We start from the raw sequence: 23,328 nt of genomic DNA on the forward strand, positions 1-23,328 counted from the left end.
TAAGGAGAACACTTGGAAAAAATTTATCACTGCCCTCTCTGTGACTATCATGGTGAGTTGATTTCATTCCGTGGACGACCTTATGCACAGTGTCCCCGCTGCTTAAGTCTCGAGCGGCATCGTCTGCAATTTTCTGTTTTGCAAAAATTGCTAAATAAAGAAATTATGCAGAGAATGAGTGCATTACATTTCGCACCTGAACCAGGTATGCGGGTATTTTTTGATGAGCATTTTGGTTCCTATAAAACCGCTGATTTGACAATGGGCGATGTCGACTATCAAGTGGATATTCAATCGCTGCCATTCCCCGATGGACAATTTGACTTTGTTTTTGCCTCGCATGTGCTGGAACATATTCCTGATGATCGAAAAGCTTTATCTGAAATTCATCGCATTTTAAGACCAAATGGTATTGCTATTTTGCCTGTTCCAGTTATTTGTGAGCATACAATCGAATATGATGAACCAGACCCATTACAAGATTATCATGTCCGCGCACCTGGGTTAGATTACTATGAACGCTATAAAAACGTCTTTTCATCTGTAGAGATGATAAGCTCATTTGATGTTGATGAAAATATCCAGCCTTTTGTCTATTTAAATGATGAGTATATTATCCAGGATGGCGAGTGGGTGCATCCGTATTGGGTAGATGGGCATAAATTTATAGATATAGTTCCAATATGCTATCGTTGATTATAACGATGAGCGGTTGTGGTGTGACTTCAACTTTAAAGGAAGTTGTGCAATGAAAAAAATCCTTATTTTTCGCACTCACCTTCTGCCCTATTCTGAAACATTCATTTTAGCGCAAGCTAGCAATCTTGAACACTGGTCAGCTACGTTACTTGGTGAAATACAATTATGTAAAGGGTTGCCACTTGATGGACTGACTGTTGAAACTTTATTAGAAAGTGAAGCAGCACATGCGGCTTTATCTATGCAACGAGCATTGAATGACTATGTGCAAACTTCGTTGTTGTCTCGAGCAGATGGGTATAAGGATGTTGGCTTCAGCTTAATTCACGCACATTTTGCGATTGATGGCTTGAGGGTATATCCGTTAGCCAAAAAAATGAATGTGCCATTGATAATTACATTGCATGGATATGATATAAACATCTATAAAGAGTGGTGGCATAACGGAAGTGGCGGAAGATCAATGGCCTCATATCCTGAAAGACTTATAGCTCTCGCCAAAGAAGAGAATATTCATTTCCTGGCTGTTTCAGAAGCGATAAAAAACCGTGCTATAGAATATGGTTTACCCGAAGAGAAACTAAAAGTTAGTTATATTGGCGTTGATTGTGAGCAATTCAAGCCATCGGATATAGCCATGTCGGAGCGACGGCAGGTCCTCTTCATTGGAAGATTAGTCGAAAAAAAGGGATGTCAGTATCTCCTTGCCGCATTTTGTAAAATTCAGGAGAAGTTTAGAAATATAAAATTAGTTGTTGCCGGTTCGGGACCGCAAGAAGCAATGCTCAAAAACTTTGCGATTGAGCATAAGATCCGCGTTGAATTTTTAGGGGCTCTCGGTCGAGAAGAGATACAGCAGGAGCTATCAAAGTCTCGTGTTCTGTGCCTGCCAAGTATTACTGCAGAAAATGGTGATGCTGAGGGCCTACCTATCGTTGTATTAGAGGCGCAGTCTTGTGGTGTGCCAGTTATTACATCTGCTCGCGGTGGGGCGACTGAAGGCATTGTGAATGGAGTTACTGGCTATTCGCATAAGGAAAAAGATATTGACGAGATATCCATGCTTTTGGATAGGGTCCTGGCAGATCATGAGCTTTCAGAAAAATTGGGTACCAATGCTCGAGAGCATATATTGAAAAACATGAATAGTAAAAACTGCATGCAACGGTTAGAGAGTATTTATGACCAAACTTACTATGCGAGCTGCATTGATTGACCTAAGGAAGGTGCGAATAAGTCATATGGCACGAGAGCATTTACTGGTAACCCATTGATATTAAATGACTAAAATTTTCATTTTTTGTTCGTGGGATACTTGTTCGCACTTTCCCTAGAGCTGAGCTTGGCATTTCAAAGGACGCCGATTTTGGCTAATGTGAAGTGTCGATTTGCAAGCAGTATCAATTACATTTGAAACAGTGCCTTTCTTTTTGTACAGCCTTCTCATGGGTGATGTGGAGTGAGAGTACACATGAAAAATACATACCTCTTCTTTATTCGCAATCCTGAGCTTGGTGGTGCTCAAACATATTTTATTCGCGTCATTGAATACTTGTTGTCTATTGGTGAAGAGGTTGCTGTGTTGGCAAGTCGAGGTGATTATGTTGCTAATTACTTTGACCAAACCACTCATTGTGTTGATGTTATTTATATTCCAGATGATATGGATTACTCATTATGGAAAACTCCGTCAGCTAGAGAAATTATTGCCCAGTATGGTGCTCAGTTGCGAGCAAGTAGGCATGGTTTTCTGCGAATAGTGACCTATAATGTGCCCAACGTCCTGTTTTCAATATTTTTATTCAATCAGGAAAAAAATTGGTCCTTGACTACAATCACCATGCACCATGAAGAGTGGACACATTGGGAGCCATCTGTTGGCTTTGTGCAACAAGAGTGTATGAATCCTCATTATCGTAATACCTTGTGGGATGAATATAGGCATTTATTAATTCAGCTGGATAAAACGCGCAGCCTGTTTTGGGGCGGCTATCTGGTTAAACAGTATATGAGTTATGTTTTCAAATATGCTTTTCATGTCGACAATATATGTCAAACACCAACAGAAAAAATAAAAGCATTGTGTTTATCCAAACCGGATAGTCATCAATTAAACATTCTATGGTGTGGTCGGTTTGATTCATTTAAAAGTCCGGGCTTGGTTCAGTTTTCCTCTGAATTGGAACAGTATTCTTCGGTACACCCTGAAGTTTCTATCTCGCTTCATTTGGTTGGGAGGGGTAATAGTGGAGCGCAGACTTATATCGAAAACGCGATGGGTCAATTTAATGGTATCAATATCATTTTTGACGGAGAAGTGTCTTTCTCTGATATGCCTCGCTATATATCAGCAGGGCAGTTCGACTTTGGTATTGCGATGGGGACGACACCATTGCTTTTTGGGTCGCTAGGATTGCCGACTATTTTGATTGATGTTGGCTCAATTGGTTTAATGCCGAAGATGAAAGGTACTTGGCTACATGAGACGGACCTGAATATCACAGCTGGCTATGGATTGGCATTAGATGTATTGGGTGAAGATACGGTCAAGCTTTATGGTCGACGTTCATACTATGATTTAATCAGCGACTATATGACATGGGATTCAACTAAATGGCGCGATGTTTCTCAAAAAACAGTTGACTATGTTAAACGTAATCATGCTGCTGAATCGGTATTTTCTGTAGTAAAACAATCCATAGAACGTGCAAAGTGGGCTGTTTTTGATATTCGTTTTCCAACACCGCTAGCCACTCCATTGCTGCAGCGATTATTGCAGTATAATGGGAAAGTTTACATATTTGGTGCCGGTGGTTTGGGCTGCAAGTTCTACGAAATCTTTAGTGAGTATTGCCGGTTAAATCCAAAGTACTCAGCAATAAAAATTGTTGGGTATATAGATAATTCACCACATAAGCATGGTATGCAGGTTGGATCATTGCGATGCCAGAATATAAGTACTGTTAGCATTGTTGATTCATTTTTTATTGTGGCATCAGATTACCATACGGCGATTATTGAACAATTAGGATCACTTGGTGTTGCCGATGAAAATATATGCAGTGTCGGTCAATCGTTACGGCAAACTGGTTATATATGAGCCAAGTAGTGTGCTCGCTCCGAAAAAAGATCACATATAGAGCTTAAATAACTGGCTATCTGTTTTTGTTAATTGATAATTACCACCAATACGGCACAATAATCAGCTAAACCATGCAATGGTCAGCATCACTGCCATCTGTGATGAGGAGGTACTATTGAAAGTTGTAAATTGGACACGAAACGATTTTTATAAAATTTTGGCCGCAGCATTTTCTTCTCTTGGTAACCAGCCGCGTTTGGCCGAACTTGGCGTCCTGCGTGGTGAGAACGCGATGGTCATGTACCAAACCATGCAGCCAAGTCACATGACATTGGTCGATAGTTGGCTTGCTTTACCGCCACTTCCGCAGTTAGGTGCTTACAGCCCATTTGAAAAGCTGCCAAATTGGGTTAGTGATCCAGATGTGTTTGCCGATTATTTTGGTGGCTCAATGCGTGAGCAAGATACTTTCGATGCGCTTTACGAGATTTGCTGTGAACGCTTCAAAGCGATATCTAATGTTCGTCTGTTGCGCGAGTCAACAGAAATTGCGTTTGAGACCCTAAAGGCGGAAGGTGCACGTTTTGAGTGTGTGTATGTGGATGCCAACCATCAGTATGAATGGGTGTTGCGTGATCTGATGTTATATCAGGAGCTTGTTTCGCCCGATGGCTGCATCATGCTCAATGATTGTGCCTTCTCGAATGATGGCATGCGGCAGAATCTGGGGGTACTTGAAGCGGTAGCTCATTTCATCAAACGTTCGCCCTTTCGGCCGATTGCGATGACAGTTGGAGCGTTTGCAGATCTGATCCTCGTGAGAGAGGGTTCACGTCTTGAGGACCTGTGTGATCAACTGTTTGTAGCTTCCGATGTGAATTGGGTTGAGGTGCCAGACCAACTGCTTGGTGCGGCGAAGGTCGTGACTGGTGCCAGAAAACTTAACGTCAGTTTTATCTGAATAAATAGTGTTTAATATCAACCTATACCGCATCGAGAGTGGGCTGCATGGTGATTAACTCTTTTTTGTTAAACTGACGCAAGGTGGATTGATATGGCTAGCAATGATATGAATGATAAATTATCGCTTCAATCACGTGATGGTGAATTGGTTTATACATCCAATGAAAAATCAAATAATACTCAGCAACTGAAAACCTTGGTTCAGCAATTATCCCCTTTATTTGGGGAGGCGTGGCATCGACATAATCTAGTATCATTGCGGGTCGATTCTGTTGCGCGAGTTCTTTATTATGCCGAGTTGTATAAAAAAATAGTCGATGTGCCTGGTGTTATTTGCGAATTTGGTGTGCACTGGGGCGCCGGTATGTCATTGCTTATTAATATGCGCAGCATCTTTGAGCCGTTTAACCAGAGTCGCGTCGTTCATGGCTTCGACACGTTTGATGGGTTTCCATCGGTAGATGTGAAAGATGGGGCTTATGCGAATGCTGGCGATTATAAATCAACAGAGAAGTATGAAGATAAACTTGCGCAGCTGTTAAAACTGCATGAAAGCTTTGCACCAATGAATGACCTGGTAAAACATCGGCTTATTAAGGGAGATGCCTCGGTTACCATCGATAAATGGCTGGACGATAACCCACATGCCATTATTTCCATGGCCATTTTTGATATGGATCTTTATAAGCCAACCAAAGACGTATTGGAAAAAATTGTCCCTCGGCTCACACGTGGTTCATTGCTGGTTTTTGATGAGTTGAATTGCGAGTTTTTCCCTGGCGAAACACGTGCACTGGACGAAGTATTAGGACTTAATAATTTGCGTCTGTATAGAACACCGTTGCAATCCCATTGTGCCTGGGCTGTTTATGGGGAGTAAGTCGCCAGCGATGGGGGCACATTGCTTTATTGTGCCAGGTCAGCCATCTCACTTTATTGAAGTAAGACCGACACCTTGGAATGATGTCGTGCTGGCCAAAAAGACATGTGAAATAATAGATTGTTGTCCAGAGATTTCTGACTTTAACACTTTGCTACAGCAAGCTATCGAATTCATAAAGCAAGCGGATTTTGAATATGTGCAGGCTAGAGTGGAACATATACGAGAAAAACGACGCCTGCTTGAAAATACAGGTTTTTATTATGCGGAGCTAAGCTACGAATTATCATTCCGCAACCCCAAGCGTTATGTATTTGAGCGCGATCTTAGTCGCCGCCTGCTACTATTTCCGGTGAAATCACAGAAAGACATTGGGCTTATCAAAACAATGGCTGTTGATAATTTCAAGCACGGAAGAATGCTTGAGGATTTGTACATCGATTATACAGCTGCCAAGCAGCGAACCGCGAACTGGATCGATGCGTTAGCCCGTTCACCACACGAACTTTACTTGGCTAAACATGGTGATAAAGCCGTAGGTTTTCATGCTCAGAGACCTTCGATGAATGGTTGTGAGCTCGATTGGATCTTGACTGGCGCCTGTTCTGAATATTCTATGTTATCGGTTCCTCTTTGGCACGCGGCCTTTAGATTGGCACAGGACAGAGATATTCAGAAAATTACCACCATGATCTCGGCTGCGAATGTTGGTGTTCTTAATTTATACAATTCATTCCCATTTCATATTGATAGGGCGCTGTGTGGTTATCACTTAATGATCACCGACTAAATAGCTGTTCCGAATAGTAGATCACCGGAGGAAGGGAACTCAGTCCAGTTTGTGCGATCTGATTAGTCGCTAAACAAAACAAGCCACACCCAAAGGACTGAGTTGATGCCTATCCTACCACCTCTGCCACGACCACAACGGCGCCGCATTCACAAAATCATCCATGCCACCCGTGATAAAGGACATGCTCGTCGCTTGATGGCCATCTTGCTGTTACATGAAGGACGCACGATCACCGATGTTCATCACCTTACCGGCGCTGCGCGCTCGACCATCGGTCGTTGGCTTCGGTGGTATCGAGATGAAGGCATAGATGCGCTAGAAGCCTTACCGGCTGGCCGTGCCCCAGTCTTACCTATCGCCAAGATTGTCACCTTACTGGTGCTGCTCATGCAGTTTTCTCCGCAAGATTTTGGTTATCAGCGCAGCCGTTGGTGTACTGAACTATTGGCTATAAAAATCAATCGGTTAACAGGGCTCAATGTGGCAGCCTCCACGCTCCGCCGATGGTTACCTCGTATGGGCATTGTCTGGCGCAGGCCCGTGCCGACCTTGCGGATAAAAGACCCAGCCTATCAGGAAAAAATGGCGAATATCGACGCCGCGCTGGCCCGCTGTGATGCCGATAATCCGGTGTTTTATGAGGATGAAGTCGATATAGACCTCAATCCCAAATTAGGAGCCGACTGGATGTTCAGAGCGCAGCAAAAGCGGGTTGTCACACCGGGGCAGAATGCCAAGCATTATCTGGCAGGCGTTCTCCACGCAGGCAACGGAAGGGTACTTTACGTCAGCGGGATCAAGAAAAACTCATCGCTGTTTATTGCCATGCTGGAAAAGCTGCGCCACCACTACCGACGAGCCAAAACCATCACGTTGATCCTCGATAACTACATCATTCACAAAAGCAAACAGACCGAGCGATGGTTGAAGAAGAATCCCAAGTTCTGCCTGGTGTTCCAGCCAGTTTACAGCCCTTGGGTTAATCACATAGAACGGCTATGGCACAAGTTACATGAAACCATCACGCGCAATCATCAATGCAGAGGGATGGCAAACCTGCTGGCCCGAGTGAAACACTTCATGGATACCGTGTCTCCTTTCCCGGGGAATGGCTATGGCACAGCGAAGGTGTAGCACTATTGGGATCAGTTATTTAGACAATATTATTGATGTTTATCGAGGTTATGTGGTCGTCTGCTTGCTAGGGAAGGTGCGAATAAGTCATATGGCACGAGAGCATTTAATGGTAACCCATTGATATTAAATGACTAAAATTTTCATTTTTTGTTCGTGGGATACTTGTTCGCACTTTCCCTAGGCTTGTGATATCGACAGAAACGTATCATCAAGGGTAGGACAATATGATTCCTTTTAATAAGCCTTATCTACATGGTCGAGAGCTGGTCTATATTGCCGAGTCAGTGGCTAGTGGTAAAATTTCTGGTGATGGTGTGTTCACGCAAAAATGTCACCATTATCTGGAATCCCGCTATCACTTTGATAAGGTGTTGCTGACGACATCCTGTACCGATGCCCTGGAAATGGCAGCGATTTTGCTCAACATTCAACCTGGTGATGAGGTGATTGCGCCCAGCTATACATTTGTTTCTACAGTGAATGCATTTGTCCTGCGCGGTGCCAATATTGTGTTTGCTGATTCTTATGCCGATCATCCAAATATTGATCCAGCGCAAATTGAAGCCCTGATTACTCCGCGCACACGTGCCATCATAGTCGTGCATTATGCTGGGGTGGCATGTGATATGGATGCCATCATGCTCATGGCCACAAAATATAATATTCCCGTTGTTGAGGACGCGGCACAAGCTATAAATTCATTTTATAAATCACGGCCATTAGGCAGTGTCGGCTGTTTATCAACATTCTCATTCCACGAGACCAAGAATATTATTTCCGGGGAAGGTGGTCTGTTGGTTATAAACGATAAACAATATGCGCATCGCGCTGAAATAATCCGCGAGAAAGGAACAAATCGAAGTTCATTCTTTCGAGGCGAGGTTGATAAGTACGGCTGGGTTGATATCGGCTCTTCGTTCCTGCCATCCGATATCATTGCGGCTTACTTGTTTGTACAATTAGAGCAGTTGGATGCGATTCAAAAACGCCGCTTGGAAATATGGCAGCGCTATTGGCAGGCGCTGGCACCGGTGGTTTGTTCATATGGTATCAAATTGCCATTGATTCCTGATTATTCCACCAACAATGCGCATATGTTTTACCTGGACTGTGCCAGCCTTCAACAGCGGAGTCAGTTGATTCAACATCTCGATTTAGCCGGAATCAAAGCGGTTTTCCATTATCAGTCTTTACATCGCAGTCCCTATTTTCAGGGACTGCATGATGGTCGAACACTGCCCAATGCAGATCATTTCACCGATTCTATCGTCCGTTTGCCGATGTATTTTGATTTGTCGAATGATGAGGTTGATACTATTTGTGAACAACTGATTGGTTTTCTATTGAGACCATTGATCTCGTGTAAATAAAAAATCATAGGTTGCTTTGTTTGTCGGCATAAAAATAAGTTCTATGCCGTGATCTGGCAGAATTGGATATGCATCATCTTTTTATTATGGAAAAACGCCATCACTATTTTTAATTAACGCAAAGCTCTGGCATTCAGAGATATCCATCGTTAGATATAAAATGCGGTAGTTGTATTCCACACAAAATTCATGCACCGCTTCGATGACGCCATAGCGATATTGAGAGCGTCAGTTTCCTTGAATGTAGTCATGACCAGCAATAATACCGGTTGATTTTACTTTTCTTGCACAGGTCCGGAGCTCATCTCGGGTTAATTCATAACTGTGTGTCGTGTCAATATATGCCCAATCGAAGGTCTGATCCGGGAAACTCTCCAGTGCCTCCAGCGAAGGTTTGCGGTGAATGGTCACCTCTCCGCGCTGTTGTTGCTGCTGAAAATGGTTGTTCACACTCAGGTACAACTCTTCGCCGTAGCGATCCGAACCCCATATATCCACCAGATGTAGCTGCGCCGGAGCACAGATATCCATGATCTGGCGACTAAAATCACCCGCCGCCACGCCCAGTTCGGCCACGACGCCCTGGGTGGGTAACTTCTCGAGCAGTGCCAATCGATCGGTCAACAAGGTTGTGCCCTCGATATGCTGCTGCAGCAGAGGGATCTTCGGCAGCATATCCTCGCGTTTGGAATGCACTGCTTGCAGGGCATTCTCATATTCGCGACTGGTCTGCAGTATCTCGTCACACGCTACGACGGGGATGCCCGGCTCGATTCCATAACTGGCCAGCGTCTGGTTGATCTCGCTGACAAAAGAGCTGGCGATCAAGATTTTGTCGAATTGGACGCCTGAAAGCTGACTGGGGTGATATACCGGCTTGTTCATCCAGCGTGTGCGGGTCACTGTCAACAAATCCCAGTAGCGTAAAGTTCAGCGCCAGGGCAGGCAGGAAGTGCAGGGCTTGGGTAGAGGTTCCATAGATTAGGATGTGCATAGAGGCTCCGCGGCGGAATCAGAGTGTTGGCGACAAAACGTCGTAGATCTGGGCTTGCTGCTCAGGCGTTAACCCTGGGAACAGCGGCAGCGTGATGGCGCCGGCATAGAACTGTTCGGCTTGCGGCAAGGGAGCCGGGGCCCAGCGCTGATACCAGGGCTGATGGTAGATTGGCATGTAGTGCACGTTGGCGCCGATGCCTTGTTCCCACAGTTGGCTAAAGAGGTGGGCGCGCTGTTCGGGGGCGACATGGTGAACATACAGGTGAAAGGCGCTTCGCCGTTCGGCGCTGAAATAGCGCGGGAGTAGCTCCGGGGCCAGAGCCTCGAAGTAACGTCGGGCCAGTTCTGCGCGCTTGAGGATCCAAGTTTCCAGATTGGTCATCTGGCTCAATCCCAGTGCGGCTTGGATGTCGGTCATCCGGTAGTTGAAGCCGAGCAGCTGCTGCTCGTAATACCAGGGGCCGTCTGGATCGTTAATAAAATCTTCGGCCTCGCGGGTTATGCCGTGGCTGCGCAGTAGACGCATGGTCTTGGCAAGCAGCGGATCATTGGTCATCGCCATGCCGCCTTCACCCGTGGTGATGATCTTCACCGGGTGGAAGCTGAAGACCGTGATGTCACTGTAGCGACCGTTGCCGGTGGGTTCGTCGTGATAGCGGGCGCCGAGGGCGTGGCAGGCATCTTCGATGATCAGAAAACCATACTCTTGCCCAAGGCGGTGGATCTCTTTCATGTCGCAGGGCAGGCCCGCGAAGTGTACCGGGATCACCACCTTGGGCAGCCGTCCTTCGGCCTTGGCTGCCATCAGTTTTCGTTCCAGCTCCACGGCGCACATATTGCCGGTATCGGGTTCGATATCGACAAAATCAACCTGAGCGCCGCAATAGAGGGCGCAGTTGGCGGAGGCAACGAAGCTGATGGGGGAGGTCCAGACCCAGTCACCTGGGCCCACTCCCAGCGCCAGGCAGGCAATGTGCAGGGCGGCGGTGCCGGAGTTGACGGCGACCCCGAAGCGGGCGCTGCAGTAATCGGCGACCGCCTGTTCGAAACGGGGAACGACCGGCCCCTGAGTCAGAAAGTCGGATCTCAGGACCTCGACCACGGCCTCGATGTCCGCTTCACTGATCGATTGTCTGCCGTACGGGATCATTCCATTACCACTTGCTGATTGAGTTGTTTGAGCTCTTCGATGGTCAGAAACGCCGGGTTATTGCGAGAGTTGTACTCAAATCCCGAGTCGACCATCTTTCCCTTCTCGTCGGCGGCGGTCTTCGAGAAGTCGTTGTTGCGGTTGTTGAAGTTGATGGTCGGCCCGATGATGAAGAAGTCGTCGAACTCAAAGGTGTGGTAGGAGTCGTCAGCAGGGCACATCACTTCGTGCATTTTTTCGCCCGGGCGGATGCCGACAATCTTGTGCGGCAGCTCGGGTGCCATGGAAAGGGCGAGATCAGTGATGCGTACGGAAGGCAGCTTGGGAACAAAAATTTCCCCTCCCTTCATCCGCTCGAAGTTGCGCAGCACAAAATCGACCCCCTGCTGCAAGGTGATCCAGAAGCGGGTCATTTCCTCATGGGTGATGGGCAGGGCGTCGGCCCCCTGCGCGATCTGCTTTTGGAAAAAGGGGACGACCGAGCCGCGGGAGCCGACCACATTGCCGTAACGCACCACAGAAAAACGGGTCGGATCCTGGCCGGCGATATTGTTGGCGGCGACGAACAGCTTGTCGGAGGCCAGCTTGGTGGCGCCATACAGGTTGATCGGGTTGGCGGCCTTGTCGGTGGAAAGCGCGATCACCTTCTTCACCTGATTGATCAAGGCGGCCTGAATGACGTTCTCGGCCCCGTGGATATTGGTCTTGATGCACTCCATGGGGTTGTATTCAGCGGCGGGAACCTGCTTGAGTGCGGCGGCATGGACCACGTAATCGACCCCGCGCATCGCCATGGTCAAGCGGTTGGCATCCCGCACATCGCCAATGAAATAACGCATGCAGGGGGCATCTAAGACCTGCTGCATCTCGAACTGTTTGAGCTCATCCCGTGAGTAAACGATCAGGCGGCGAGGCTGGTAGCGCTCCAGTATTGTCTTGATAAAGAGCTTGCCAAAAGAGCCTGTGCCACCGGTGATCAGGATCGTTTTCTCATTGAACATAGTGAGCATCTCATTAAAAACAGTGATGAATCATATACTAACAAATAAGGCGCGAGTTTCTTGCAAGAAGAATGTGATAGGCCGAGAAAATGCTGGATTTGCAGATATCGAGGTTTGAGGTGAGAAGTTTAACCAATATCTCGGAATTTACGCTTATCAGTTTCTGGAATGAGGGGCTATCTCCCGATCCGTCGTCAGTATCGCCTCGCATATCTGCTCCACCGCGTTGAGGGCGCGGGGAGTGAAGCGGTGCAGCTCATCGGCGTTGATGAGGGCGAGGCGGCGGTGCTTGACCGCATCCAGCATGGGCCACTGCTGCCAGTGGTCCAGCACCTTGGGGTCCCGGCCGCCGGCCAGGATGAGCCCGGGGTTGGCCTTGATCACCTGCTCCAGCCCGACCTGGGGATAGGGCGTGGCCGCCTGCGCCATGATGTTGCGAGCCCCGCAGAGGCCGATGGCCTGGCCCGGCCAGGTCGAATCGTTGACGCTGGTGAGCGGCGGGTACCAGAGCTGGTAGAAGACGGAGACGGGCTTGGGCTCGCCATAGCGCGTCGCCAGGGTGTTTAGCCTGGCGAGATAGGCGTCGGCCTGCTCGTCGGCCTGCTGGGAGACGCCGAGCAGGCGCCCCAGGCTTCGCATCTCGGTGGCCAGGGAGGCAAAGTCGGTGGGCTCCGAGTAGAAGACCGGGATGCCGAGCCGCTCGACGGGGGCCAGCATGCGCGCCTGGGCCGAGCGCCAGGCCACCACCAGATCCGGTTTCAGGGCCAGCAGGGCCTCGAGGTTGATGCTGCGATAGTTTGCCACGCGCGGCAGGGTTGCCACCTCGGCGGGAAAGTCGGAGGCATCGTCGGTGGCGACGATGCGATCCCCGGCTCCGATGTCATACAGCAGCTCGGTCAGATGAGGGGTGAGGGTGATGACGCGCTGTGGCGCCGGGGGCGTCGCGGCCAGCAGAGGGCCGCTCAGCAGGCTGAGCAGCAGGCAGAGTGCTCGCCAGTGGAAGGAATTATCCATGGTGCAGTTCCAGCAGGGTCAGGAGCAGCGCCAGGGCCAGCCAGCCCCAGCCCGCCAGCAGCAGGCAGCGAAGCAGGCGCCGGGGCAGAGAGGCATCGGGTTCGCGGCCTTCCCCCAGCACCGGGAGGCGCACCAGCTGGCCCTGATAGTAGCGGGGCCCGCCGAGCCGGCTGCCCATGGCCTGGGCCAGCAGGCTGAGCAGGCAGCCCATGGCCGGATAGGGCCACTGCAGAGCCGGGCGCAGCGTGCTGCCAAGCTGGCGCAGCCGGGGCAGGCACAGGGGGAGCGCCAACAACAGGGTAACGGGGGCGCAGAGCCCCTGATAGAGCGCAGCGGCGGCGCGGCCGAAGTGGGCGAACGCCGCTTGCTTGGGGCTCCAGGCCTGGTTCATCAGCTGGGCGAGGCGCCAGAGCAGGGCGCCTTGCACGCCGGCCAGGGCAAAGCCCAGCAAGGGGCCGGCCCACTGGCCCACGAGGCGCAGCACGCAGGTCTCGCCGATCGCCTTGTTCACCCCCATCACCGACAGCTTGCCCGTCTCCCGCTGGAGCCAGGGGGCCGCCTGCAACCGCGCCACAACCAGGCTCTCCTGGGTCGCTAGGGACTGGTTCGCCTGGGCGAGTTCACGCAGGGGCCGGGATTCCAGCATCAGCAGCAGGAACAGGAGATCGAACAGGGGCTCCGACAGGGATAGGTTGCGCACCGCCCAGAGCCCGGCGGCGCAGGGTACCCAGACCACTAGCAGGGCCAGCAGCCCCGCCTGGGCCTGCTGGCGGGGCGAGCCGTCGGGGCGATACACCTTCTGGCCGAGGCGGGCCAGCAAGGGAACGGCGGCGCCAGGCCGAAAGCGGGCAGGCCAGGGCAGCACGGCTTCCAGCAGGGCGGCACCCACCATGATGGCCGCCGTCGTCGAGGCGAGGGCGGTCAACTGGGCATCCCAGGCGGGGGCGTCGATCACAGCTTGCCGAGCAGCGCGATGATCACTTCGGCGGAGTGCTGGCCCGCCACCTCAATGAAGGCATCGAAGGACTCTACCTGCTCTTTGCCGGCGATGTCGGACATGGCGCGCACCACCAGGTAGGGCACCTTGAACATGTGGCAGACCTGGCCGATGGCAGCCCCTTCCATCTCCACCGCCAGCATCTGCGGGAAGTCGGCGCGCGCTTTCGCGATGGCGTCCGGCTTGCACATGAACTGGTCACCGGTGCAGATGAGGCCGACCTTGGTCTGGTGCTTGCCCTGCTCGGCGATGCAGGCCTGGGCCAGGGCGATCAGTTTTTCATCGCAGGGGAAGGCGGCGGGCTGCTGGGCCATCTGGCCCATTTCGTAACCGAAGGCGGTCACGTCCACGTCGTGGAAGCGCATCTCGTTCGCGATGACCACGTCACCGATGTGCAGATCCTGGGCGAAGCCGCCGGCGGAGCCGGTGTTGATGACGCAGTCGGGGGCGAATTTCTCCAGCAGCAGGCTGGTGGCGACGCTGGCGGCGACCTTGCCGATGCCGGAGCGGGTCAGGATCACCTCTTTACCGGCCAGGCGGCCCTGGTAGAACTCGCAGCCGCCCAGTTGCAGGGTGGTGGGCTCGCTCAGCTGGCTGCGCAGCAGGGCTACTTCCTGCTCCATGGCGCCGATAATACCTACTTTCATCATCTACCTCGTCTCGATGGCCGCTGGGCCGGAAAAGTTGGCGGGGATGATAACAAAACTTGGCGGTGGCGCCGAGCATTGCGAGGGGGGATGGGGGCGTCAGGGATGGCGCTCGACCAGAGCCGCCAACTCGCCCTTTCCTGCCAGCCGTTGCAGCGGGCGGGTGAACAAGGCCAGCGGCGCGGGGAACGCTTCGTGGGAGAACACGGCGTGCACGGGGGCCGACCCGTTATCCCAGCGCGGTATCCAGCGTCATCATCAGGGCGAATCCGACCATGAGGCCCAGAGTGGCGTGGGTCTGATGGCCATTGCGGTGGGTTTCGGGGATCACCTCGTGGGAGACCACGAACAGCATGGCGCCGGCGGCGAGCCCGAGCCCCACGGGGTAGGCGATGGCCATGCCGCTGGCGAGTCCCACCCCGAGCAGGGCACCAAGGGGCTCCAGCAGGCCGCTGGCGATGGCCACCAGCACGGCGACCGAAGGGCGAAAACCGGCGGCGCACATGGCGAGCGCCACCGCCAGTCCTTCGGGAATGTCCTGCAGGGCGATGGCGGTGGTGAGCGGCAACCCCACCGTCATGTCCCCCTGGGAGAAGCTGACGCCAATGGCCATGCCCTCCGGCAGGTTGTGCAGGGCGATGGCGAACACGAACAGCCAGACCCGGGCGCAGCTCTCGTGGCCGGGGCCGCAGGGGCCCGTATTGTCGTGCTCGTGGGGGGTGAACTGATCCAGCCCCAGCATCAGCAGCACCCCGAGGGTCATGCCGGTCACCACCACGGCGGCGGCGAGAAAGCCGTTGCCGGTGATCCCCTCGGCCGCCTCCAGGCCAGGCAGCAGCAGGGAGAAGGCGCTGGCGGCCAGCATCATGCCGGCCGCAAAGCCCAGCATGGCGTCTTCCACCCGCTGGGGGACGGCGCGCAGAAACAGGGCTGGCAGTGCGCCCAGCGCCGTGGCGGCAAAACCGGCGGCACCGCCGAGGAGGCCATAGCGCATGCCGGCGGTGATGTCACCGGCCGCCAGCACGACCAGACTCTGCACCAGGAGCAGCAGCACGGCGACCAGGGCGAGCAGCAGCCCCAGGGCGATGAGGGGGCGATCTGCTATCTGCTCGCGCAGTTGGACAGACCAGGAAGGGGAGAGGGTCGATACGTTGTCCATGGGGCCTCTGAAGACAGGAATGGGGAGAGACGAACGGCCATTACATAACCTGGCCCCTGCTTTGTCCATGACGACGGACCGATTGTGGCAATCGGCTCAAGTTTTGCGTCGAGCTGGTCGCTACTGTGCTGGCAGCCTCGTGGCGGGCACAAGGCCCGGCGTGGGGCGAGCGGGAAGCAAGGGATCCCCTCTCTTTGCTCCCATCGTCATTTCCCGTCAGGAGTCTCGGGTCACCGCTTACACGGATGTGATCATTGTGTCACTGCACATCTGCAGTCGAGGATCACCAGCCAACATGTCTTACAAGCATCTCTCCATCGGCAAGAAGATTGCCGCCGTCTTTGCGGTCATTGCTGTCATCAACGCCGTCTTCGGCCTGTTTCTCGCCACCGAACTGCGGGACATTCGGGATCGGGTATTGAACTTCACCGACTCCACCCTGCCAAGCGTGCTCTCGGTTGACAACCTGCTCTACGACGTCTCCTATGTGCGCCGTGCCCAGTTTGCCCTGCTGATGGTGGAAGATGCCGTCGACAGGCAGGTTCGCCGCGCCCGCATCCAGGAGAGCCTGGGCAAGGTGCAGCAGGTCATGGATGCCTACGAGGCAACCGTGGGGGCCGAGCATGAACGCCAGGCCTTCAACCGCGTCAAGCAGCAGTGGCTGCAATATCTGGGGGCCGTCAACCAGGTGGATGCCCTGTTGTTCCAGGGCAGCAGGGATGAGGCCAGGGAGGCGCTGTTTCGCTCGAACGGGCTCTACACCGAGCTGGAGCTGGCGGTGCGTGCCCTGGTGAAGGTGAATCTTGGCTTTGTGGAAGAGAACCGTGGCAGCCTGCTTGGCAGCGTCACCATCTTAAATGCGAAAGGGGACTCCCTCCGACGTAGGTGGGAGGGGAATTTCGCCGGGGCGTCAGCCCCGCTGGTTTTGAATGTATTGCTTGATCACCTCCAACGGTGCTCCGCCGCAAGAGCCCGCAAAGTAAGAGCGTGACCAGAATACGGGTTTGCTGTAAGCACCTCTCAAGTCCAGAAATTCATTACGCAGTCGCCTTGATGTGACCGCCTTTAACGAGTTCACCAGAGTACCGATAGCTGTACCGTTGGCGCGTACTCTATCAGCATGTGAACATGATCAGCCTCTCCGTCACACTCTTTCAGTTCCGCACCAAAATCTCTGCAAACCTCTGCCGCACACTGACCGAAGGAAGCGTGATGCAGATCCCCCAGTATCGGCTTTCGATACTTGGTGATAAACACCAAATGTACGTGCAAAGCGTAGGCCGCATGGCGTGATTTATTAATTTTAGTGAATTGCATTCTGTCACTCAATCGGGCTTAATAGATATGGCAATAATGCTACACACTGAGCGCTAAATGCAAATTCTGAAAGCCTACAAATTCCGACTCGAACCGACCGAACAACAAGCGCAACGCCTGCGCCAGTTGGGCGGTTGTGCTCGTTATGTCTGGAATCACGGGCTGGCAGAAACCAAACGCATTCTGGATGCTGGCGAAAAACTGCCTTCTGCCTTTGAGCTGAACAGGATGCTCACCAGTTGGAAGAAAGACCCAGAAATGGCCTTTCTGGCCGAGGCATATACCGACAACCTCCAGCAGAAGCTCAAGGATTTGCATGGCGCGTGGATGCGCTGCTTTGATAAGAAACTCGCCGCCAAGGCACCCGTATTCAAGAAAAAAAGCGACAACCGCGACGCTATCCGGTTCGTCAACTTCGACAAGTATTGCCGCCTTGAAAAGGGTCGAGTGAAGCTGCCTGCCGGGCTGGCGTGGGTCAAGTTTCGCCAGTCCCAGCCAGTTGAAGGGAAAATTAAAAACGCGACCGTCAGCCAAGCAGCCGGGCACTGGTATATCTCCTTTCAGGTCGAGCAGGAGACGTCCGAGCCAATTCACCCCTCCGGCTCAATGGTCGGGCTGGATGCGGGGATCGCCAAGCTCGCAACCCTGTCAGATGGCACGGTGTTTGAGCCCGTCAACAGCTTCAAAACCAATCAGACCAAGCTGGCAAGGCTCCAACGCCAGTTGAGCAAAAAGGTAAAGTTCAGCAGCAACTGGAAGAAACAAAAAGCCAAGATCCAGCGGCTGCATTCACATATCGCCAATAGCCGCCGCGATTACCTTCACAAGGTCACAACGACTATCAGCAAAAACCACGCGATGATCGTCATTGAGGATTTGAAGGTTGCCAGCATGTCAAAATCAGCAGCGGGCACGACCAGCCAGCCGGGGCGCAACGTCCGGGCAAAATCAGGGCTGAATCGTTCGATATTAGATCAGGGCTGGTTTGAGCTGCGCCGCCAGCTCGAATATAAGCAGGCATGGCGAGGCGGTCAGGTGTTGGCGATAAACCCGGCCTACACCAGCCAGCAGTGCGCCTGTTGTGGGCATACTGCGAAGGATAACCGCCAGACGCAAAGCCAGTTTAAATGCGCTGCGTGTGGTTATGAGGCGAACGCCGATGTGAACGGCGCTCGCAATATTTTAGCGGCGGGACACGCCGTTTTAGCCTGTGGAGGCGTGGTGCAATCAGGCCGCCCGATGAAGCAGGAACCCGGTACTGCGCGAGCAGCTATCACCCAGTAATGGGGATCCCCCTCCTGTGACGCGAAGCGCTAAGGTGGGGGAGGATGTCAAGGTGATGACCTTTGCCGTGGTGAGCATCGCGACCCTGCTGATCTTCATGGGGGTCATGACCTGGTTCCTCACCCGCCAGATCTGCCTGCCCCTGCAAGCCGTGGTGGCCCAGGCCAATGCCATCGCCCTGGGAGATCTGACCCATCGGCTGGATCGCCAGCACATCGGGCAGGACGAACTGGGGATGCTGGCCAGCGCCTCCCTCAAGATGCAGGACAACCTGCGTGGGCTCATCGAGGAGGTGGCCGCCGCCGTGACCCAGCTGGGGGCCGCCATCGAGGAGGTGAGCGCGGTCTCCGAGCAATCATCCCAGGGGATCCAGAGCCAGCAGCAGGAGATAGCCCAGGTCGCCACCGCCATGGCCCAGATGAAGGCGACAGTAGCGGATGTGGCGGGCAACACCGAGGTGGCCTCGGAGTCGGCAAGCTCTGCCAATGCCCTGGCTCGTCGCGGCAGTCAGGATGTGCAGGGGGCCCTGGATGCCATCACCCGGGTGGCTGGTGAGATGGAGCAGGCGGGCAACCTGGTGAGTGAACTGGAGAAAGAGTCCGCCCAGATCAACCTGGTGGTGGATGTCATTCGCGGCATTGCCGACCAGACCAACCTGTTGGCACTCAATGCCGCCATCGAGGCGGCCCGTGCCGGTGAGCAGGGGCGCGGCTTTGCGGTGGTGGCCGACGAGGTGCGCACTCTGGCGGGGCGTACCCAGGCCTCCACCGGCGAAATCGTCGCCATCATCGAGACCCTGCAGGCCCGTGCCAACCGGGCGAAGTCGGTGACCGGCCAGAGTTGCGAGATGATCCGCCAGTGCGTGAGCCAGAGCGAACGCACCAGCGCGGGCATTCGTCAGATTGAAGAGGCGGTGGCCCAGATAGCCGACATGGCGATCCAGATTGCCAGTGCCTGTGGCGAGCAGGATGCGGTCTCCGATGAGCTGGGCCGCAACGTGGCGCGCATCAACGACTCCTCCAACGAGGTCGCGACCGGCGCGGATCACACCGCCAAAGCCTGTCTGGAGCTGAGCCAGCTGGCGGCGGGTCTGCGCCAGAGCATGGGGCGCTTCCGCCTGGCCTGACGGTGGCCGCAGCCAATGAAAACGGGGCCCTGGGCCCCGTTGTTTTTCTCACCGCCAGGCGGCGTGGGCTCAGGCGCCCAGGCCGGTACCGGCGTCTTTCTTGGCAATCAGCTCAATCTTGTAGCCGTCCGGGTCTTCCACGAAGGCGATGACGGTGGTGCCGCCCTTCACAGGGCCCGGTTCGCGGGTGATCTTGGCGCCGGCGGCGCGCAGCGCCTCGCAGGTGGCATAGATGTCGTCCGCTTCCAGGGCGATGTGACCATAGGCGGAACCGAGCTCGTATTCGCTCACGCCCCAGTTGTAGGTGAGCTCGATGACGGCTTCATCCTTCTCGTCGCCGTAGCCGACGAAGGCCAGGGTGTACTTGTATTCGCTGTTCTCGCTCTTGCGCAGCAGTGTCATGCCCAGCACTCGGGTGTAGAAGTCGATGGAACGTTGCAGATCGCCGACGCGCAACATGGTATGCAGAATTCTCATTGCTCAATTCTCCGGGTTGGTGGATTGGTACTGCCTTGAATCCATTGCCCGAGACCGGATCCGCAGAGGCCTGCAGATCAACTCTCGGGATAGACCTTCTCTTTGTATTCGCACAAATCTTCGATGATGCAGGAGCCGCAGCGGGGCTTGCGGGCGAGACATGTGTAGCGCCCGTGCAGGATGAGCCAGTGGTGCACGTCCAGCTTGAACTCGGCGGGGACCACCTTGAGCAGCTTCTCCTCCACCTGATCGACGTTCTTGCCCACTGCAAAGCCGGTGCGGTTGGAGACCCGGAAGATATGGGTGTCGACGGCGATGGTGGGCCAGCCGAAGGCGGTGTTGAGCACCACGTTGGCCGTCTTGCGGCCGACGCCGGGCAGGGCCTCGAGGGCCTCGCGATTCTCCGGCACCTCGCCGCCGTGGCGCTCCAGCAGAATGGCGCAGGTCTTGATGACGTTCTCGGCCTTGGTGTTGAACAGGCCGATGGTCTTGATGTACTCCTTGACCCCATCCACCCCCAGATCCAGCATGGCCTGGGGGTGTTGGCCACCGGATAGAGCTTGTCGGTGGCCTTGTTGACGCTCACGTCGGTGGCCTGGGCCGAAAGCAGCACGGCGATGAGCAGCTCGAAGGGCGTGGTGAAGTTGAGCTCTGTGGTGGGATGGGGGTTGTCATCGCGCAACCGCTCCAGGATCAGCCTGCGTTTCTGGTTGTTCATGGCTCTCTCTTGTCTCAGAGCTGGGTCGTGCGGGCGCCCGCCGCCGGCACGGTGCAGTGGGCCTTCTCGGCACTCTGCTTGCGGCCCATCCAGTCGTTGATGGCGTTTTTGCCGGCGATCATCAAACCGAGGCCGATGAAGCCGCCGGGGGGCAGGATCGCCAGCAGCAGGCTGGCGTCGGCGTGGAACAGCTCGACGCGCAATGACTTGGCCCAGTCACCCAGCAGCAGCTCGGCACCGTCAAACAGGGTGCCCATGCCGATGATCTCGCGAAGGCCCCCCAGTACCAGCAGCACCAGGGTAAAGCCCAGCCCCATCATGAAGCCGTCGAGGGCGGCAAGCAGGGGCGGGTTCTTGGAGGCATAGGCTTCGGCGCGGCCGATGATGACGCAGTTGGTGACGATGAGGGCGATGAAGATGCCGAGCGCCTGATAGAGGCCGTAGGTGTAGGCGTTCATCAACAGCTGCACGCTGGTCACCAGGGCCGCGATAATCATCACGTAGACCGGGATGCGGATATCCTTGGGCACCCAGTTGCGCACCAGGGAGACGGCGAGGTTGGAGCAGACCAGTACCACCATGGTGGCAAGGCCGAGCCCCAACGCATTGGTAAAGGTGGAGGAGACCGCCAGGGTGGGGCAGAGCCCCAGCACCTGCACCAGGGAGGGGTTGTTCTTCCACAGTCCCTGCAGCATCAGCTCCTTGAGCTCTTCGCGGCGGCCACTTTCCCCGGCGGGTTGGCTGGCCGTGTCAATCACGTCGACTTGTTCCATAGCGTGTGCTCCGGCGTTAGGGGTTGGTATGGCAGGAGGGGGCATCGTGCAGCAGTTCGGGGTGCTCCTGTTGCAGCCTCAGCAAATTTTTCACCGCCTTGACCACGGCCCGCGGGGTGATGGTGGCTCCGGTGAAGGCGTCGAATTCGCCGCCATCCTTCTTCACCGCCCAGGTGGTGTCGTTGTCGGTCGTGAGGGACTTGCCGGTGAAGCTGTCGATCCAGCTGGATTTCTTCAGCTCTATCTTGTCACCAAGCCCCGGGGTTTCCTTGTGGGCCAGCACCCTGACCGCACTGACGGCCCCCTTGGCATCGGTGCCGACCACCATGCGAATGGCTCCACTGTAACCATCGGGGGCCACGGTTTCCAGCGCGTAGCCGGTATGCACCCCTTTGAGAGTGGCGGTATAGAGGGGCATGGGCTCATCGCTGCCCAGGTATTCCCGGCTGCTGACCAGCTTGCAACTGGCCACCAGATCGTTGTCATAACTCCCCTCGGGCAGCAGGGCCTGCAGGGTGCGCAGCTTCTCCAGCTCTTGCTGGTGGGCGATGCGATCCCGGGTCAGTTCGTTGGTCAGCACCACCATGGCGGTGCAGCCGAGGGCAAAGAGGGCCAGGGTCAGGCCATTCTTGCGCATGCTTTTCAACATGGGAGGCTCCCTGTCTCGCGTCTGCGGCAATTCAGATGGGGGTTCATTTGCGACGGGCTCCATAGACCTTGGGGCGGGTCAGACTGTCAATCAGGGGAACGCACAGGTTGGCCAGCAACACGGCGAAGGCGAAGGCATCCGGATAGCCGCCAAAACGGCGGATGACATAGACCAGCACGCCGATGAGCACACCGTAGACGAGGCGCCCCTTTGCGGTGGTGCTGGCACTCACCGGATCGGTGGCGATGAAGAAGGCCCCGAGCATGGTGGCACCGCTGAACAGGTGCAGCATGGGGGTGGCGGTGGCATCCGGGGTAGCCAGATAGCCCAGGGTGGCAGCGAGCAGCAATGCGCCCAGCACGGCAGTCGGAATGCGCCAGTTGATCACTTTCTGCTGGAGCAGGAAGAGGCCTCCCAGCAGGTAGCCGAGGTTGACCCAGCTCCAGCCGATGCCACCCCAGCCCTCGAAGACCTTGTGGGTCATCACTTCGGTGGCGGTCAGCCCCTGGGTCAGCCCGGTCTTTAAGGTATCCAGCGGCGTGGCCATGGTCAGGCCATCCACCCCCTGCTTGAGCTGCAGCATGCTGTAGCCGTCGAGGCTGAAGCCGGTGAAGATCACCGAGGCCGCATCGGCGAAGCCGATGTCGTAGGCGGCGATGCTGGAAGGGGGCAGCCAGCTGGTCATCTGGACCGGGAAGGAGACCAGCAGCAGCACATAGGCCACCATGGCAGGATTGAACAGGTTCTGACCGAGCCCGCCATAGAGATGCTTGGCGATGATGATGGCGAACGCCGTGCCCAGCACCAGCATCCACCAGGGCAGCAGGGGGGGCAGGGAGAGACCGATGAGCACGGCGGTGAGCGCCGCGCTGCCATCCAGCAGGGCCGGTTTGACGGGGCGGCCGCGCAGGCGAAGGACCAGGGCCTCCGAACCCAGGGCCGTGACCAGCGCCAGCAGGATCTGGATCAGGGTCCCCCAGCCGAAGAACCAGGTCTGTGCCAGGAAGCCGGGCAGGCAGGCCAGGATCACCAGCACCATCAGGGTCTGGGTCTGTTTGCGGTTGTGGGCAAAGGGCGCACTCGCGATATTGAACAT

General features: G+C 54.6%; 20 protein-coding genes and 4 pseudogenes. 11 read left to right on the forward strand and 13 right to left on the reverse strand.

Translation table 11 applies throughout. From position 1 onward, the window contains the following. Nucleotides 1-12: 12 nt before the first annotated feature. The 8 genes from C2U47_RS18765 to rffA all read left to right on the forward strand — a co-directional run bounded on the left by C2U47_RS18765 (nt 13) and on the right by rffA (nt 8,924). Nucleotides 13-696, forward strand: coding sequence for a class I SAM-dependent methyltransferase (locus C2U47_RS18765; protein ID WP_158657426.1), 684 nt, complete (start codon nt 13-15; stop codon nt 694-696). Nucleotides 697-748: 52 nt separating this feature from the next. Beyond that, on the forward strand, nt 749-1,915 hold the full coding sequence (locus tag C2U47_RS18770) for a glycosyltransferase (RefSeq protein ID WP_103261824.1): 1,167 nt from the start codon (nt 749-751) through the stop codon (nt 1,913-1,915). A 255-nt stretch (nt 1,916-2,170) separates the two neighbouring features. After that, the gene (locus tag C2U47_RS22990) at nt 2,171-3,799 is read left to right on the forward strand and encodes a hypothetical protein (protein WP_158657427.1); all 1,629 of its coding nucleotides are present in this window, start codon (nt 2,171-2,173) and stop codon (nt 3,797-3,799) included. 157 nt (nt 3,800-3,956) lie between these two features. Beyond that, nucleotides 3,957-4,742 carry a class I SAM-dependent methyltransferase gene (locus C2U47_RS18780; RefSeq protein WP_158657428.1) on the forward strand — a complete coding sequence of 262 codons (786 nt, stop codon included), beginning with the start codon at nt 3,957-3,959 and terminating at the stop codon, nt 4,740-4,742. Nucleotides 4,743-4,835: 93 nt separating this feature from the next. Further along, nucleotides 4,836-5,624 (forward strand): TylF/MycF family methyltransferase, encoded by a 789-nt coding sequence (locus C2U47_RS18785; RefSeq protein ID WP_223917165.1) that lies wholly within the window; start codon nt 4,836-4,838, stop codon nt 5,622-5,624. Continuing rightward, nucleotides 5,614-6,414 (forward strand): hypothetical protein, encoded by an 801-nt coding sequence (locus C2U47_RS18790; RefSeq protein ID WP_158657429.1) that lies wholly within the window; start codon nt 5,614-5,616, stop codon nt 6,412-6,414. Before C2U47_RS18785 ends, C2U47_RS18790 begins: the two co-directional genes overlap by 11 nt. A 105-nt stretch (nt 6,415-6,519) precedes the next feature. Then, a complete protein-coding gene (locus C2U47_RS18795; protein WP_001809438.1) occupies nt 6,520-7,551 on the forward strand; it encodes an IS630-like element ISAhy2 family transposase in 1,032 nt (343 codons plus the stop codon). 227 nt (nt 7,552-7,778) lie between these two features. Further along, nucleotides 7,779-8,924 carry a dTDP-4-amino-4,6-dideoxygalactose transaminase gene (rffA, locus tag C2U47_RS18800; protein WP_103261828.1) on the forward strand — a complete coding sequence of 382 codons (1,146 nt, stop codon included), beginning with the start codon at nt 7,779-7,781 and terminating at the stop codon, nt 8,922-8,924. 228 nt (nt 8,925-9,152) lie between these two features. Here the strand turns inward: rffA and C2U47_RS18805 are convergent, their stop codons facing one another. From C2U47_RS18805 to C2U47_RS18835, 7 genes are all read right to left on the reverse strand, one after another. Next, the gene (locus tag C2U47_RS18805) at nt 9,153-9,809 is read right to left on the reverse strand and encodes a class I SAM-dependent methyltransferase (protein ID WP_103261829.1); all 657 of its coding nucleotides are present in this window, start codon (nt 9,807-9,809) and stop codon (nt 9,153-9,155) included. Nucleotides 9,810-9,936: 127 nt separating this feature from the next. After that, nucleotides 9,937-11,070 (reverse strand): UDP-4-amino-4,6-dideoxy-N-acetyl-beta-L-altrosamine transaminase, encoded by a 1,134-nt coding sequence (gene pseC / locus C2U47_RS18810; protein ID WP_103261830.1) that lies wholly within the window; start codon nt 11,068-11,070, stop codon nt 9,937-9,939. Next, a complete protein-coding gene (gene pseB / locus C2U47_RS18815; protein WP_103261831.1) occupies nt 11,067-12,071 on the reverse strand; it encodes a UDP-N-acetylglucosamine 4,6-dehydratase (inverting) in 1,005 nt (334 codons plus the stop codon). Before pseB ends, pseC begins: the two co-directional genes overlap by 4 nt. 156 nt (nt 12,072-12,227) lie before the next feature. After that, a complete protein-coding gene (locus C2U47_RS18820) occupies nt 12,228-13,085 on the reverse strand; it encodes a cobalamin-binding protein (RefSeq protein ID WP_103261832.1) in 858 nt (285 codons plus the stop codon). After that, nucleotides 13,078-13,977 carry a cobalamin biosynthesis protein CobD/CbiB gene (locus C2U47_RS18825; protein WP_103261978.1) on the reverse strand — a complete coding sequence of 300 codons (900 nt, stop codon included), beginning with the start codon at nt 13,975-13,977 and terminating at the stop codon, nt 13,078-13,080. The genes C2U47_RS18820 and C2U47_RS18825 overlap by 8 nt, the downstream gene beginning before the upstream one ends. A 59-nt stretch (nt 13,978-14,036) precedes the next feature. After that, nucleotides 14,037-14,729, reverse strand: a complete 693-nt coding sequence (gene mtnN / locus C2U47_RS18830; RefSeq protein WP_103261833.1) for a 5'-methylthioadenosine/S-adenosylhomocysteine nucleosidase — start codon at nt 14,727-14,729, stop codon at nt 14,037-14,039. A 229-nt stretch (nt 14,730-14,958) separates the two neighbouring features. Continuing rightward, the gene (locus C2U47_RS18835) at nt 14,959-15,888 is read right to left on the reverse strand and encodes a ZIP family metal transporter (RefSeq protein WP_103261834.1); all 930 of its coding nucleotides are present in this window, start codon (nt 15,886-15,888) and stop codon (nt 14,959-14,961) included. Between the two features lie 295 nt (nt 15,889-16,183). Here C2U47_RS18835 and C2U47_RS18840 point away from each other — a divergent pair. Continuing rightward, a pseudogene (locus C2U47_RS18840) lies at nt 16,184-16,744 on the forward strand (MCP four helix bundle domain-containing protein); the annotation flags it as partial. Between the two features lie 54 nt (nt 16,745-16,798). Here the strand turns inward: C2U47_RS18840 and tnpA are convergent. After that, nucleotides 16,799-17,205, reverse strand: a pseudogene (tnpA, locus tag C2U47_RS18845) (IS200/IS605-like element ISAs26 family transposase). A 57-nt stretch (nt 17,206-17,262) separates the two neighbouring features. On the opposite strand from tnpA, the gene C2U47_RS18850 reads away from it, so the two are divergent. Both C2U47_RS18850 and C2U47_RS18855 read left to right on the forward strand, forming a co-directional pair. After that, complete coding sequence (locus tag C2U47_RS18850) at nt 17,263-18,489, forward strand: RNA-guided endonuclease InsQ/TnpB family protein (RefSeq protein WP_102948227.1); 1,227 nt, start codon at nt 17,263-17,265, stop codon at nt 18,487-18,489. A 52-nt stretch (nt 18,490-18,541) separates the two neighbouring features. Next, nucleotides 18,542-19,615, forward strand: a pseudogene (locus C2U47_RS18855) (methyl-accepting chemotaxis protein); the annotation flags it as partial. 69 nt (nt 19,616-19,684) lie between these two features. Here the strand turns inward: C2U47_RS18855 and gloA are convergent. The 5 genes and pseudogenes from gloA to rsxD all read right to left on the reverse strand — a co-directional run bounded on the left by gloA (nt 19,685) and on the right by rsxD (nt 23,328). After that, nucleotides 19,685-20,092, reverse strand: a complete 408-nt coding sequence (gloA, locus tag C2U47_RS18860; protein ID WP_010674310.1) for a lactoylglutathione lyase — start codon at nt 20,090-20,092, stop codon at nt 19,685-19,687. A gap of 77 nt (nt 20,093-20,169) precedes the next feature. After that, a pseudogene (gene nth, locus C2U47_RS18865) lies at nt 20,170-20,810 on the reverse strand (endonuclease III). Between the two features lie 14 nt (nt 20,811-20,824). Continuing rightward, nucleotides 20,825-21,583: an electron transport complex subunit E gene (locus tag C2U47_RS18870; RefSeq protein ID WP_010674312.1), complete on the reverse strand. Its 759-nt coding sequence runs from the start codon at nt 21,581-21,583 to the stop codon at nt 20,825-20,827. Between the two features lie 16 nt (nt 21,584-21,599). Beyond that, a complete protein-coding gene (gene rsxG, locus C2U47_RS18875; RefSeq protein WP_103261835.1) occupies nt 21,600-22,232 on the reverse strand; it encodes an electron transport complex subunit RsxG in 633 nt (210 codons plus the stop codon). A gap of 43 nt (nt 22,233-22,275) precedes the next feature. Next, nucleotides 22,276-23,328 (reverse strand): electron transport complex subunit RsxD, encoded by a 1,053-nt coding sequence (gene rsxD, locus C2U47_RS18880; RefSeq protein WP_010674314.1) that lies wholly within the window; start codon nt 23,326-23,328, stop codon nt 22,276-22,278.

Origin of the sequence: Aeromonas sp. ASNIH7 (assembly GCF_002903485.1) — a bacterium.
GTDB classification, from domain to species: domain Bacteria; phylum Pseudomonadota; class Gammaproteobacteria; order Enterobacterales; family Aeromonadaceae; genus Aeromonas; species Aeromonas caviae.

Excerpts from the sequence above, each read along its gene's own strand:
- rffA (WP_103261828.1), top strand. The coding sequence starts at position 7,779 with ATGATTCCTTTTAATAAGCCTTATCTACATGGTCGAGAGCTGGTCTAT.
- C2U47_RS18785 (WP_223917165.1), top strand. The coding sequence starts at position 4,836 with ATGGCTAGCAATGATATGAATGATAAATTATCGCTTCAATCACGTGAT.
- C2U47_RS18790 (WP_158657429.1), top strand. The coding sequence starts at position 5,614 with ATGGGGAGTAAGTCGCCAGCGATGGGGGCACATTGCTTTATTGTGCCA.
- gloA (WP_010674310.1), bottom strand. The coding sequence starts at position 20,092 with ATGAGAATTCTGCATACCATGTTGCGCGTCGGCGATCTGCAACGTTCC.
- C2U47_RS18805 (WP_103261829.1), bottom strand. The coding sequence starts at position 9,809 with ATGAACAAGCCGGTATATCACCCCAGTCAGCTTTCAGGCGTCCAATTC.
- C2U47_RS22990 (WP_158657427.1), top strand. The coding sequence starts at position 2,171 with ATGAAAAATACATACCTCTTCTTTATTCGCAATCCTGAGCTTGGTGGT.
- C2U47_RS18870 (WP_010674312.1), bottom strand. The coding sequence starts at position 21,583 with ATGGAACAAGTCGACGTGATTGACACGGCCAGCCAACCCGCCGGGGAA.
- C2U47_RS18825 (WP_103261978.1), bottom strand. The coding sequence starts at position 13,977 with ATGGTGGGTGCCGCCCTGCTGGAAGCCGTGCTGCCCTGGCCTGCCCGC.
- rsxD (WP_010674314.1), bottom strand. The coding sequence starts at position 23,328 with ATGTTCAATATCGCGAGTGCGCCCTTTGCCCACAACCGCAAACAGACC.
- C2U47_RS18795 (WP_001809438.1), top strand. The coding sequence starts at position 6,520 with ATGCCTATCCTACCACCTCTGCCACGACCACAACGGCGCCGCATTCAC.
- C2U47_RS18835 (WP_103261834.1), bottom strand. The coding sequence starts at position 15,888 with ATGGACAACGTATCGACCCTCTCCCCTTCCTGGTCTGTCCAACTGCGC.
- pseC (WP_103261830.1), bottom strand. The coding sequence starts at position 11,070 with ATGATCCCGTACGGCAGACAATCGATCAGTGAAGCGGACATCGAGGCC.
- mtnN (WP_103261833.1), bottom strand. The coding sequence starts at position 14,729 with ATGAAAGTAGGTATTATCGGCGCCATGGAGCAGGAAGTAGCCCTGCTG.
- C2U47_RS18850 (WP_102948227.1), top strand. The coding sequence starts at position 17,263 with ATGCAAATTCTGAAAGCCTACAAATTCCGACTCGAACCGACCGAACAA.
- pseB (WP_103261831.1), bottom strand. The coding sequence starts at position 12,071 with ATGTTCAATGAGAAAACGATCCTGATCACCGGTGGCACAGGCTCTTTT.
- C2U47_RS18820 (WP_103261832.1), bottom strand. The coding sequence starts at position 13,085 with ATGGATAATTCCTTCCACTGGCGAGCACTCTGCCTGCTGCTCAGCCTG.
- rsxG (WP_103261835.1), bottom strand. The coding sequence starts at position 22,232 with ATGTTGAAAAGCATGCGCAAGAATGGCCTGACCCTGGCCCTCTTTGCC.
- C2U47_RS18770 (WP_103261824.1), top strand. The coding sequence starts at position 749 with ATGAAAAAAATCCTTATTTTTCGCACTCACCTTCTGCCCTATTCTGAA.